We start from the raw sequence: 12,715 nt of genomic DNA, 5'->3' as shown, positions 1-12,715 counted from the left end.
GGCCGCGGGGGCCCACCACCCCCCCCGCGCGGGGGGGGGCCCGCGGGGGGGGGGGGGGGGCGCCCCGGTAAGAGGCCGCACCCCGCACCCCCTAGACGTACCGCTCCAGGATCGACGACTCCGCCAGTCGCGACAGCCCCTCCCGTACGCTCCGGGCGCGCGCCTCCCCGACCCCGTCGACCGTCTGAAGATCGTCCACGCTCGCCGCGAGCAGCTTCTGCAGTCCGCCGAAGTGCTCCACGAGCCGTTCGATGATCGCGCCGGGCAGCCGGGGCACCTTCGCCAGCAGCCGGTAGCCGCGCGGGGAGACCGCGGAGTCCAGGGTCTCGGGGGAGCCGCTGTAGCCGAGGGCCCGAGCCACTATGGGCAGTTCCAGCAGCTCGGCGTGGGTGAGGGCGTCCAGCTCGGCCAGCGCCTCGTCGACCGTCCGGGATCTCTTCGCGGTCGGCTCCGGCACATAGTCGCGTACGACCAGCTCCCGCTCGGGCTCCACCCCCGCGATCAACTCATCGAGCTGGAGCGAGAGAAGGCGGCCGTCGGTGCCCAACTCCACCACGTACTCGGCGATCTCCGTCGCGATCCGGCGGACCATCTCCAGCCGCTGGGCGACGGCCGTGACATCCCGGACGGTGACCAGGTCCTCGATCTCCAGCGCGGAGAGCGTGCCCGCGACCTCGTCCAGCCGGAGCTTGTACCGCTCCAGGGTGGCGAGCGCCTGATTGGCCCGCGAGAGAATCGCGGCCGACTCCTCCAGGACCCGCCGCTCGCCGTCCACGTACAGCGCGATCAGCCGCATCGACTGGGAGACGGAGACGACGGGGAATCCGCACTGCTTGGAGACCCGGTCCGCCGTACGGTGCCGGGTGCCGGTCTCCTCGGTGGGGATCGACGCGTCCGGGACGAGCTGCACCCCGGCCCGCAGGATCTTGGTGATGTCCTTGTCGAGGATCAGCGCGCCGTCCAGCTTGCACAGCTCGCGCAGCCGGGTCGCGGTGAACTCCACGTCCAGCACGAAGCCGCCGGTGCACATCGACTCGACGGTCTTGTCCATGCCGAGGACGATCAGCCCGCCGGTATTCCCCCGCAGGATGCGCTCCAAGCCGTCGCGCAGGCCCTGACCGGGCGCGACCGCGCTCAGGGCGGCACGGATCAGTGCTTCGGTGCCGGAGCCCGCGCCGGACTTTCCGGGTGCTGATGCCCGGTCGTTGGCTGCCACTGCACTCCTCCGGCTCGTACGGATGGGCGAGACCAGGGCAAAGTCTACCGGCGAGTGTCCTCATCCCGTGGGGCGTCCGCACGCCTGGTGCGCGGGGCGCCGCCGGGAGCGCCCTCGGAGCCACCTTCCCGCGCCCGCTCACGACCGCGCGGGAGCACCCGCAGGGCGTCCCCCACATTGGCCACTTCCGTCACTCTCATCCCGGCGGGGATCCGGCCGGGGTCGGTGGGAACGAGGGCGTGGGTGAAGCCGAGACGGTGGGCCTCGGCCAGCCGCCGCTGGACCCCCGTGACCCGTCTCACCTCGCCCGCGAGGCCGACCTCGCCGATCGCGACGAGGTTCTTCGGCAGCGGGGTGTCGCTGGCGGCCGAGGCCAGCGCCAGGGCGATCGCCAGATCGGCCGCGGGCTCGGAGAGCTTCACCCCGCCGACGGTGGCGCTGTAGATGTCGCGCTTGCCGAGCGCGGTGATCCGGCCGCGCTGCTCCAGCACGGCGAGCATCATCGAGACCCGGGAGGTCTCCAGACCCGATGTGGTGCGCCGGGGGGAGGGGATCTGCGAATCGACGGTGAGCGCCTGCACCTCGGCGACGAGGGGCCGCTTGCCCTCCAGGGTGACCGTCAGACAGGTGCCGGGCACCGGCGCGTCCCGGCGGGTGAGGAAGAGGCCCGAGGGGTCGGTGAGCCCGGTGATCCCCTCGTCGTGCAGCTCGAAGCAGCCGACCTCGTCGGTCGCCCCGTAACGGTTCTTGATGCCCCGGACCAGCCGCAGCCGCGCATGCCGGTCGCCCTCGAAGTGCAGCACCACATCGACCAGGTGCTCCAGCAGCCTCGGTCCGGCGATGGCGCCGTCCTTGGTGACATGCCCGACGAGGATCGTGGACATCGCGCGCTCCTTGGACGCCCGGATCAGCGCGCCGGCGACCTCGCGGACCTGGGCCATGCCCCCGGGGGCGCCGTCGATCTCGGGGGACGCGACGGTCTGTACGGAGTCGAGGACCAGCAGGGACGGCTTGACCGCGTCCAGGTGGCCGAGGACGGCGGACAGATCGGTCTCGGCGGCGAGATACAGCTGGTCGTGCAGCGCGCCGATGCGGTCGGCGCGCAGCCGGACCTGGCTCGCGGACTCCTCGCCCGTCACATAGAGCGTGCGGTGCTCGTCGCTCGCGGCCTTGGCGGCGACATCGAGCAGCAGGGTGGACTTGCCGACGCCGGGCTCCCCGGCGAGCAGCGCGACCGCCCCCGGCACCAGCCCGCCGCCGAGCACCCGGTCCAGCTCGCCGACCCCGGTGGAGCGGGCGGTGGCCTGCCGCCCGTCGACCTGGGCGATGGGGAGGGCGGCGGTGGAGACCCGCCCGGCCGCGGTGGTCCGCACCGCGGGGGCGCCGTACTCCTCGACGGTGCCCCACGCCTGGCACTCGGGGCATCTGCCGAGCCACTTGGCGGTGGTCCAGCCGCACTCGGTACAGCGGTAGGACGGCCGGTCCTTCGTGGATTTCGTACGGGCAGCCATGGGGGAACCGTAGCGGGCACCACTGACATTGATCGTGGTACGGGGGTTCCGGCGGTCGCACGCGGCGGGATCAGGGGTGTCAGGGGGGGCGACCAGGGGTGTCAGGGGGCGACACGGAGCGGACACGGATGATCGGGCAAGAGGTACGGAATAAACGATTCCTCTCCCCCTTCGGGCGAACTGTTCACCCGTAAGGATTAAAAGTACTCAAGCGGTACGAACCGGGTGCGGTCCTGCGCCTACCGTCACGGCGTGATGAGCAGCAGGCCGGAACCACCGACGCAGACCACCGGCGCACACCGGGCGCACCGCCGTGCCCAGCGGCCGTCCCCGCAGCGCCCGCCCGCGCGCTACGAGCCGTATCTCGACGGCCTGTTCACCTACTGTCTCTCCGTGCTCGGCGAGCACGGAGAGGCGACCGCGCTCCTCGGCGAGGTGCTCGCCGTCGCCGACCGGAACCACGGGCGTGCCCCGGCGGCCGGACCCGAGCGCCAGGCATGGCTGTACGCCCTGGCGCGGTGGTCCTGCCGCCGACGGCTGGCCGAACGGCGGAACAGCAGGCCAGGCGCGCACACCGGCAGGCCCATCGTCTCCGAGGAGCGGCCCCGGGTCCCCGAGGTGACCGCCGCCCGCCGCCGCGCCGACCTCGCCCGGCTCGCCTGGCCCGAGGCGGCCGGTACCTCCCCGGAGCAGCGCGAGGCGCTCGAACTGGCCGTACGCCATGGACTCGCCCCCCGTGAGGTCGCCTCCGTCCTCGGCCTCGACACCCTGGCCGCCCGGGAACTCCTGGCCGCCGCCGCCTGCGAGGTCGAGCGCACCCGGGCCGCCCTCGCCGTGGTCGAGACCGGCGACTGCCCCGCCGTCGCCCGGCTCGCCGGGGACGGGCGCGTCCTGCTCTCCACCGCGCTGCGCACCGAACTGGTCCGGCATGTGGACGACTGCCCCCGCTGCCGCCGCGCCGCCGAACGCTCCGGCGAGGGCGGCCCCTGGCCCGGCTCGGCCGTGACCCCGGCCACCCTGCCGCTGGTGGAGGCGCCGCGCACCGCGACCCACCTCGCCATGCGCCACGCACCCCGCGCCCGGTCCGCCACGCCCCGCTTCGGCCCCGGCGGCTTCCCGCTCGACCCCAAGGACCAGGCGGCCCGGCGGGAGAGGCTGCGGGCCCGCGCCGTGACCACCACGGTCGTCGCGACGGTCGTGGCCGCGCCGGTCCTCGCGCTGTGGGCCGCCTACCGCGGCGCCCCCCTCACCGGCGAGGGACGGCAGGGCGGGGCGTCGGTGAGCGCCACGGAGTCGGAGGACGCCGACGGTCTGCACGGCGAGCCCTACGACCGCTACGAGAACGCGGGCAGTACCCACGACGACCCCGGCTCCCGCTACACCGCGGGCACCCGTTCCCCTGATGTCTCCGTCGAGGTCGTCACCACCGGCCCACCCCTCCCGCCCGCCGTCCCCGGCCGGCCGGGCCCCGGCCGCCTCACCGTCGAGGCCGAACCCTTCGGCGACCTGACCCGTATCACCCTCCGCGCCTCGGGCGGCGCTCCGGTGCGATGGTCGGCGTGGACGGACGCCTCCTGGCTGCGGCTGAGCCGTACGTCCGGCGTACTGCGGCCGGGCGAGGCGACCACCATCCAGGTCCGCGTGGACAGGGAGCGGGAGCCCGCGGGGGCGTGGCGGGCCCGGATCGGCGTGGGGCCATCGGGCGCGGTGGTGTCGATCGAGGGCTACGGGGAGGGCGGCCACCGTCCCCCGTCGCAGCGCCCGACCACCCGGCCGCCCACCGACGAGCCGTCGCCGCCCCGGCCCACCCCGTCCGCCCCCCCGCCCCCGACACCCACCCCCACCCCGACTCCCACCCCCGACCCCTCGACCTCGGAGCCACCCCCGACTTCCCCGGAACCGACGCCTTCCCCGTGACCCACCGCCCAGTGAGGGTGCGCAGATTCAGCCTCGCCGGCGTTTGAGGCGCTGGGGGTCCCCCCACGCCCGCTAGGGCGTAGGGGGAGGTTCGGGGCGGAGCCCCGGGAGGGCCCGCGCCAGCGCGTCTGGCTGTCGCGCACCCCTGCGGGGTGTCCTCAATCGCCGGACGGGCTGGTTCTGCGCGGGGTCTGGGGCGGAACCCCGGTCAGGGGGACACCGTTGGGACGGCCTCGTCAGGGCGGTTCTTGGTCGCGCGGGAGCAGGTGTAGCCGCGGGGGACGTATTCTCCGGGCCCCCCGAGTACCACCGTGCCCCCCGCCGCCGCGGCACGGCTCTCCGCGAAGGTGCAGACGATCTGCGCGAGGGCGGCGGCCGGCAGGTCCTCCGGCTGGCGGCTCAGGCGGAGGGTGCCGTCGGGGTCGCCCGCGCGCGGCCCGCTGAGCACCATCGGCCCCCGGACGTAGGTGGCGAAGCCCGCCTCGCGCTCCGCGGACGACGGCTCGCGCTGCAACTCGGCGAGGAGCGCCTGGGCGACCTCCACCCGGTCGCCGGGGGCCGCCGGCGGGGGAATGTCGGCCGTACGGTCCACGGACTCCAGCTGGGAGGCGCAGACCAGATAGACCCGGACCGGAAAGCGCTGGGGCTGCCCCTGAGGGAGGTTCTCGCCGCTCACCTCGCAGGGGACCCGGGAGGGCGCCGGACCGGCGTCCACGGGCACCGGGGTGGGTCTGATGCCGCAGCCGGTGAGTATGAGCGCGCCGAGGAGCGCGAGGATTCCCGCAGGGGGGACCGCGCCCCGCCGGGCGCGGACCGTGACCGTCACTGAGTGCCTTCCTCTCGCCCGCCCGTACTGCGCGTACTGCCCGTACTGCCCGTGCCCTCCGCCGGGGCGCCGTCGCAGTCCGCGCCGGTGACGCCGCCGTCGCCTTCGTCGCCCTCGTCGCCGTGTTCGTCTTGCGGCTCGGCCTCGCCGCGCGGCAGCCGCAGGACGAACACCGCGCCGTCCCCGTCGGGGGAGTTCGACGCGGTGATGGTCCCGCCGTGGATATGGGCGTTCTCCACGGCGATCGACAGCCCGAGCCCGCTGCCCTCGGACCGCGGCCGGGACGCGCTGGCCTTGTAGAACCGGTCGAACACATGCGGCAGCACCTCGGCGGGGATGCCGGGCCCGTGGTCCCGTACCTCGATCAGCAGCTCACCGCCGACCGGCCGCACCGCGACCCGTACCGGCGAACCCCCGTGCTTGAGCGCGTTGCCGATCAGATTCGCGAGGATGACGTCGAGCCGGCGCGGATCGAGCCGCGCCATGATCCCGCGCTCGGCGTCCAGGTCCACCGCGTCCAGCCAGGCCCGCGCGTCGATGCACGCGGTGACCTGGTCGGCGACGTCCACGGTGTCCAGGACGAGCCTGGCGGTGCCCGCGTCGAAGCGGGTGACCTCCATCAGGTTCTCCACCAGATCGCCCAGCCGCCGGGTCTCGCTCACCACCAGGTTCACCGCGGGCGCGATCATCGGATCGAGGCTGTCCACCTCGTCCTCCAGCACCTCCGTGACGGCGGTGAGCGCGGTCAGCGGCGTACGCAGCTCATGCGACATGTCGGCCACGAACCGGCGGCTGGACTCCTCCCGCGCGCTCATGTCCGCGACCTTCTTCTCCAGCGACTCGGCGGTCTTGTTGAACGTCCTCGCCAGTTCGGCCAGTTCATCCGTCCCCGACACCCGCAGCCGGGTGTCGAGCTTGCCCTCGCCGAGCCGCCGGGCCGCCTCGCCCAGCCGGTGCACCGGCTTCAGCACGGTCGTCGCGGCGGCCTGTGCGAGCAGCGCCGAGCCGATCAGCGCCAGCGCGGTCGCGATACCCAGCGACCAGGCCAGCGAATTGAGGTCCTCCCGCTCCTGGTCCAGCGACTTGAACACATAGCCGGTCGGACCGCCGCCGACGATCCGGGTGCCGCCGACGAGATACGGCTTGCCGCCGCGCTCGGTGCGCTGCCAGTAGACGTGGTACGGGACCGAATTGCCCGAGCCCACCTCCTGCGGGTCGTTCACCGCCTCCTGGAGCCTTCCGGGCACATCGTCGAGGGTGAAGTCGTCCGCGTCGGATGTGACCACCACCGGTTTGCCCGCCGCGCGCTCCCCGATCAGCAGCACGTTGTACCCGTCCTTGCCGTGGGACATCTGGTCGGCGGCGTCCTGCAACTCCCCCTGGGAGGGTTGCAGCGGCAGCGCCGCCGCCCGGTTCTGCATCTGCTGCCGGAAGTCCCCCAGCGCGGAGTCCTGGGTGCGGGTCAGCACCGCCTCGCGGTTGAGCCAGTACGCGATGCCCGACGCGGACACCGCCGCGGTCAGCGCGACCACGGCGAAGACCACGGCCAGCCGCAGCCGCAGACTCGTCCAGCGCAGCCCGGCCAGGATCACGCGCTTCGCGGCACCGCTCACCGAGCGGTCCCCGCCGTACGGCAGACCGGACAGGCCGGATGGACCGGATAGCACGGATGGATCGGACAGGCCGGACGGGTCGGGCCATGGACTCGGCCGAGGACCGTGCGGCGGACCGGGCGGCGGACCGGACTGGGGGGCATGGTCACTGCGGGACATCCAGGCGGTAGCCCACCCCGCGCACCGTACGGATCAGGGTCGGCGATGACGGCACATCCTCCACTTTCGCCCGCAGCCGCTGGACACAGGCGTCCACCAGCCGGGAGTCACCGAGATAGTCGTGCTCCCACACCAGTCTCAGCAGCTGCTGCCGCGACAGGGCCTGCCCCGGCCTGCGGCTCAGCTCCAGCAGAAGTCGCAGCTCGGTCGGCGTGAGCTGGAGATCTTCGCCGTTCTTGGTGACGGTCATGGCGGAACGGTCGATCACCAGGGATCCGAAGGTGGCCGAGTCGGTGGACTCCCGCTCGCCACGGCGCAGCACGGCCCGGATACGGGCGTCCAGCACCCGCCCCTGGACAGGTTTGACCACATAGTCATCGGCTCCGGACTCCAGGCCCACGACCACATCGATGTCGTCACTGCGGGCGGTCAGCAAAATGATCGGCAGTTGATCGGTGCGCCTGATGCGGCGGCACACCTCGAAACCGTCGATCCCGGGCAGCATCACATCCAGCACGATCAGGTCGGGCCGCTGCTCACGCAGCAGTTTCAGGCCGTCCTCGCCCGTCGCCGCGGTGGCCACACGGTGGCCCTGGCGGGACAGGGAGAGTTCGAGGGCCGTGCGGATGGCGTCGTCGTCCTCGATCAGCAGCAGAAAAGGCACGGAGGTCATTCTGGCCCATGGGTGTGCCGGAGTTCGAATGGCCGCCCTCGCGCGGGCCCCCGGCGTCCCCGTCACGCCGCCCCGTTCAGCCCTGCCGGAGCCCCTGTGACAGCCCTGTGACAGTCGGGGGACACCGCCATGAAATCGCCTGGGCAAGCTTCTAGGCACACGGACGGAAACAGACTCCACTCGACGGGGGGCGCGAGATGAACGCACTGCACAGCACCACCTCAAGCGCAGTTGTCACGCGTCTCCACGACGTCGGGCGGACCACGGAGAAGTCCGGTGCCGTGAACGGGCGGGGGTGCGTTCGCGGCACCGGGCGTCAGCACAAGCCGTCGTATATGACGGTCGTTGACGCCACGGGGGGCTCCACCGGGAGCAGGGGCACGGGGGCGGCGTACGGAGAGGCGGCGACGAGCCTGTCGGAGGCGGAGTTCACCGCCTACGTGAAGGAGCGCCGCTCCTCTCTGTACGCGACCGCCTACCACCTCACCGGTGACCGGTTCGAGGCGGAGGACCTGCTCCAGAGCGCGCTGTTCTCCACCTATCGCGCCTGGGACCGGATCAGCGACAAGGCGGCGGTCGGGGGGTACCTCCGCCGCACCATGACCAATCTGCACATCAGCGCCTGGCGCCGGCGCAAGCTCAACGAGTACCCCACGGAAGAGCTGCCGGAGACGGCGAGCGACACCGACGCGATGCGGGGTACGGAGCTGCGCGCGGTGCTCTGGCAGGCGCTGGCCAGGCTGCCCGAACTCCAGCGGACGATGCTGGTCCTCCGTTACTACGAGGGCCGCACCGACCCGGAGATCGCGGAGATCCTGGACATCAGCGTCGGCACGGTGAAGTCGAGCATCTGGCGGTCACTCCGCCGGCTGCGCGAGGACGAGGTCCTCAGCTTCGGCCGTGACGAGGAAGAGTCCTTCGGCGAGCTGGTGGCCTGAGGGTGAACGGGGGAATCAGAGGAAACGGGGGAAACGGGGAAAAACCGGGGTAGCCCGGGGGGCGACGAGCAGCCCGGCCACCGCCCAGGCACCCAGCACCGCGACGGTCTCCAGCTGCCGCCAGGACTCGCCGATCTCGACGGCGACCGCGGCGTCCGGGAGCAGGGCGGATCTCATGCCCAGGCCGAGCCAGTAGACCGGGAACACCTCCGCGACCCCTTGCAGCCAGCCCGGCATCGAGGTGATCGGGTAGAAGATGCCCGATATCGCGATCATGCCCATGACGGGCAGCTGGATCAGGCCCTGGGCGCGGGCGCTGGTGAACACGGACCCGAGGACCGCGCCGAGGGGCAGGGTCGCCACCATGCCGAGTACCAGCACCCAGCTCAGGGTCAGCCAGGAGCCGGGGCTGCCGGTCGACAGCCCGTCGATGATCAGCAGGGCGGGGATCAGAAAGATCGCCAGGTCGGCGAGGAGACTGCCGGAGACCGTGACGAGCTTGCCGACGAGATAGCCCCGCACTCCGTTCGGCGTCGCCTTGGCGCGCAGCAGGGTGCCGTCCTCGCGATCGGCGGTGAGCAGCTGACTCATGCTGACCATGCCCATGGCCGCGTTCATCCCCAGCACGCTCGGCAGGACCAGGGTGCCGAGCGGGAATCCGCTGGAGCCGAACGTCCGGTCCCGCATGAAGTACATGACGGCGACCATCATCACGGGCCACAGCAGATGGGACAGCAGATCCCCGCCGTTGGTGAACGACTGGCGCAGTTCGATCAGACCGCGCGTCCAGCCCGCTCGCAGCGCCGTGCCCGCCGGGTTCACCGGGTTCACCGTGCCACCTTCCGCTGCTCGCGGGCGGCTGCCTCGCCTTGGCGCACCAGGGCCATGTACGTGTCCTCCAGGGAGGCCCTGCGGACCTCCAGTTCGCCGATCGCCTCGCCGTGTTCCCGCAGCAGTCCGCGGACGAACCCGGTGGAGTCGGGGGTGGTTTTCACAAAGCGCCGCCCTTCGTGCGTCCAGCGCACCTCGCCCTCGCCCGCCGTCCGCCGGGCCAGTTCGTCCGCCGAGCCGTCCGCGATGATCCGGCCGCCGGCCAGGATCATGATGCGGTCGGCGAGTTTGCCCGCCTCGTCCAGGTCGTGCGTGGTGAGCAGGATCGTGGTCTCGTGGTCGGCCGCGAGGCGGTGGACGAGGTCGTGGAACTCGTAGCGCGCCTCCGGGTCGAACCCGGCGGTCGGTTCGTCCAGGAACAGCACTTCGGGGCGGCCCACGATGCCGATCGCCACATCCAGCCTGCGCCGCTGTCCACCCGACAGGGTCCTGATCTTGCTGTCGGCCCGCTCGGTCAGACCCACCGCCTCGATGAGGCGATCGGCGTCCCAGGGGCGCTGGATCGCGCGGGTGGCGTAAGGGGCGTAGTAGGTGCCGAGATGGGTGAGCAGTTCCCGCACCCGCCATTTGCCGTGGTCGCGCCAGGACTGCAGGACGACGCCCAGCCGGGCCCGCCACCGCTCGTCGCCGTGCGCCGGATCGGTGCCGAGCACCTCGGCCCGGCCCGCCGAGCGCATCCGGAAGCCTTCCAGGATCTCGATCGTGGTGGTCTTCCCCGCGCCGTTGGGTCCCAGCAGCGCCACCACTTCGCCGTGGCGCACCCGGAACGTCACATCACGCAGGACGTCGTGCGTGCCGTAGCGCATACGCAGCCCGTCGGCCCGGAGCACGACTTCCTCACTCGTCGTCATCATCTCGCCTTCGTGGGGTTCGCCTCATGCGGCGCGAGGGGCCGCCGTTGGGCATCGGCACCCGGCCACAGTTCGTTCGGAATTCAGCGAAGGCTACGTTGCATTTCATGAACCGTCAACGCTCGACCGCCCATGAATCCCCCTGCATCGCCGCTTGATAGCTCAGTCTGTTGCAATGACATTGAGAGTGAAAGCAAGGAATCAGAGAGCGTCGTTGCAATGTTCTGATCGTGAACGCATACTGGGCCGACCATCGAGCGGCAGGAGGCGAGCAGGAATGCCGGGAGGCAGGCTGACGCAAGTCGACCGACACCACATCGCGGCGGGACTGGCCGGGGGACTCGGATACGCGGAGATCGCACGGCGGCTGGACCGGCCGACGTCCACCGTCAGCCGGGAAGTCTCCCGCAACGGCGGCCCAGAGGGTTACCGGGCGGACCGTGCCCACCGGGCCACCTCGGACCGCGCCCGCCGGCGGGGGCCCGCCGCTCCCCCGGAGTCGGCGGGCCCGTCCGGCTCCGACACCGGCGGACGCGACCGGGACGCGGTGCACGGCTTCGCCGAGCAGTTCGCGGAACTCATGGTCGTGACCGGGCTGCCCCGGATGGCGGCCCGGGTGCTCGCTTCCCTGGTCACCACCGACTCCGGCGCCCTGACCGCGGCCGAACTGGTCCAGCGGCTGCGGGTGAGCCCCGCCTCCGTGTCCAAGGCGGTGGGCTATCTCGAAGGGCTGGAGCTGCTCCGGCGCGAGCGCGGCACCCGGCCGCCGCGCCGCGAGCTGTATCTCATCGACGACGACGTCTGGCTGCGCACCTGGCTGACGAGCGCCCGGACGAACGCGTTGCTGGCGGACATCGCCCAGCGGGGAGTGAGCGTTCTCGATCCCGCCACACCTGCCGGAGCCCGGCTGGAGCATATGCGCCAGTTCTTCGCACAGCTCAGCGACGACATGTCCGGGGGATCCGTCGCCGCCACCCTCGGCGACGCTCTGACGCTCCTCGCCGCACTGGCGCACGCCGGAACACCCCTCACCGCCGAACAGCTGGCCGCCGCACTGGACTGGCCCCTGGAGCGCGTCACCGACGCCCTACGGGACGCGGAACGGCACCAGGACTTCACCGATCCGGTCGCGCTTCGGCGTGCCGGGGCCGGCGCCTACACCGTGACCGCCGCGTCCGGCAGGCTCACAGCGGCACAGCGCGCGGCACTGGGGCGCCCCGCGCGGTGAAGTGCTCGGCGTCGCCGATGTCCGTGCCGACGTACCTGATCCGGGGGCGACGGCCGCGGGCCCCGGACAGGTCGACCGCGTGGTGCACCAGGGAGTCACAGCTCACCGTGGTGCGGCCTCCGGCACGGTGACCGCCCGAGGTGGCGACGACGGTGGGTTCCGGGGCGGCCATGGTCCATGATCGTTCATCGGCCGACAGATCGACAGGTCGACGCGATGGGCAGGACGGCACGACGGCAGGTCGCAGGTCCGGCGGACCGGCCGGGGCGCGGGGAGCCGCCCGACCCGGGCGCACCGCGGCGGGACCGCGGCTCAGGCCGGTCTCTGCCACATGTTCTCCCTCTCGCTCAGGACACGGATCGCATCGTCGAATGCGTCGCGCTGCTCCGCGGACATCATGCCGAAGAATGCGACCAGCGCGGCTGCGGGATTGTCGCTTCTCGACCACGCCTCGCTCATTAATGTCGCCGCGTAGTCGGCCCGGGTGGACACCGGGCTGTACCGAAAGGCGCGGCCGTCGAGTTCCCGGCGGAGCCAGCCCTTCTGATGCACCTTGTCCATCACGGTCATGACGGTGGTATAGGCAATGGGGCGATCCCGCCGCAGGTCTTCGAGGATTTCTCTGACCGTGACCGGCCGGTTCCATTGCCAGACGCGCGTCATCACCGCGTCTTCAAGTTCTCCCAGTTGGCCTTTCACAGCCGTCATTTTATGGAGAGGAAGTGGACGGCCCAAGCCATTCCTCGGCCGCATATCCCCAAGGGCGCACTCGTATCGGGCGCTGATCTGCGGTAATGGGGATCGTCGACCTCGGTACAAGGGATGCGGGACGGCGGCGGGACGGCTCGGCCCGCGCAACCACCCGGGCCGCCGGACGGCGGAGGGCCCGGAC

Annotated in this window: 10 protein-coding genes and 2 pseudogenes; 3 read left to right on the top strand and 9 right to left on the bottom strand. The window is 72.1% G+C overall.

The genetic code is table 11. The features are described from left to right. Positions 1-91 precede the first annotated feature (91 nt). The gene (gene disA / locus ACWF94_RS17920) at positions 92-1,216 is read right to left on the bottom strand and encodes a DNA integrity scanning diadenylate cyclase DisA (protein ID WP_453488647.1); all 1,125 of its coding nucleotides are present in this window, start codon (positions 1,214-1,216) and stop codon (positions 92-94) included. A 44-nt stretch (positions 1,217-1,260) separates the two neighbouring features. Next, positions 1,261-2,727 (bottom strand): DNA repair protein RadA, encoded by a 1,467-nt coding sequence (radA, locus tag ACWF94_RS17915; RefSeq protein WP_453488644.1) that lies wholly within the window; start codon positions 2,725-2,727, stop codon positions 1,261-1,263. Between the two features lie 255 nt (positions 2,728-2,982). Between radA and ACWF94_RS17910 the strand changes: the two genes are divergently transcribed. Beyond that, positions 2,983-4,644 (top strand): BACON domain-containing protein, encoded by a 1,662-nt coding sequence (locus ACWF94_RS17910; protein WP_453488642.1) that lies wholly within the window; start codon positions 2,983-2,985, stop codon positions 4,642-4,644. 208 nt (positions 4,645-4,852) lie between these two features. Here the strand turns inward: ACWF94_RS17910 and ACWF94_RS17905 are convergent, their stop codons facing one another. From ACWF94_RS17905 to afsQ1, 3 genes are all read right to left on the bottom strand, one after another. Beyond that, positions 4,853-5,470: a hypothetical protein gene (locus ACWF94_RS17905; protein WP_453488639.1), complete on the bottom strand. Its 618-nt coding sequence runs from the start codon at positions 5,468-5,470 to the stop codon at positions 4,853-4,855. Beyond that, the gene (locus tag ACWF94_RS17900) at positions 5,467-7,083 is read right to left on the bottom strand and encodes an ATP-binding protein (RefSeq protein ID WP_453488653.1); all 1,617 of its coding nucleotides are present in this window, start codon (positions 7,081-7,083) and stop codon (positions 5,467-5,469) included. The genes ACWF94_RS17905 and ACWF94_RS17900 overlap by 4 nt, the downstream gene beginning before the upstream one ends. A 145-nt stretch (positions 7,084-7,228) precedes the next feature. Next, a complete protein-coding gene (afsQ1, locus tag ACWF94_RS17895; protein WP_175257369.1) occupies positions 7,229-7,906 on the bottom strand; it encodes a two-component system response regulator AfsQ1 in 678 nt (225 codons plus the stop codon). 206 nt (positions 7,907-8,112) lie between these two features. Here afsQ1 and ACWF94_RS17890 point away from each other — a divergent pair, with 206 nt between their 5' ends. Continuing rightward, complete coding sequence (locus tag ACWF94_RS17890; protein WP_453488636.1) at positions 8,113-8,853, top strand: SigE family RNA polymerase sigma factor; 741 nt, start codon at positions 8,113-8,115, stop codon at positions 8,851-8,853. A 15-nt stretch (positions 8,854-8,868) separates the two neighbouring features. On the opposite strand, the gene ACWF94_RS17885 is transcribed toward ACWF94_RS17890, so the two are convergent. Next, the gene (locus ACWF94_RS17885) at positions 8,869-9,675 is read right to left on the bottom strand and encodes an ABC transporter permease (RefSeq protein ID WP_453488650.1); all 807 of its coding nucleotides are present in this window, start codon (positions 9,673-9,675) and stop codon (positions 8,869-8,871) included. A gap of 5 nt (positions 9,676-9,680) precedes the next feature. Beyond that, on the bottom strand, positions 9,681-10,595 hold the full coding sequence (locus ACWF94_RS17880; protein ID WP_453488633.1) for an ABC transporter ATP-binding protein: 915 nt from the start codon (positions 10,593-10,595) through the stop codon (positions 9,681-9,683). 277 nt (positions 10,596-10,872) lie between these two features. Here ACWF94_RS17880 and ACWF94_RS17875 point away from each other — a divergent pair. Next, positions 10,873-11,619 (top strand): annotated as a pseudogene (locus ACWF94_RS17875) (helix-turn-helix domain-containing protein); the annotation flags it as partial. A 193-nt stretch (positions 11,620-11,812) separates the two neighbouring features. Here the strand turns inward: ACWF94_RS17875 and ACWF94_RS17870 are convergent. Beyond that, a pseudogene (locus ACWF94_RS17870) lies at positions 11,813-11,995 on the bottom strand (peptidase E); the annotation flags it as partial. 140 nt (positions 11,996-12,135) lie between these two features. Then, a complete protein-coding gene (locus tag ACWF94_RS17865; RefSeq protein WP_453488630.1) occupies positions 12,136-12,522 on the bottom strand; it encodes a BlaI/MecI/CopY family transcriptional regulator in 387 nt (128 codons plus the stop codon). Positions 12,523-12,715 lie beyond the last annotated feature (193 nt).

The organism is Streptomyces sp. NPDC055078, assembly GCF_053607985.1.
Note: the sequence above shows the minus strand (reverse complement) of the source record. Positions and strands in the feature narration are given on the sequence as shown.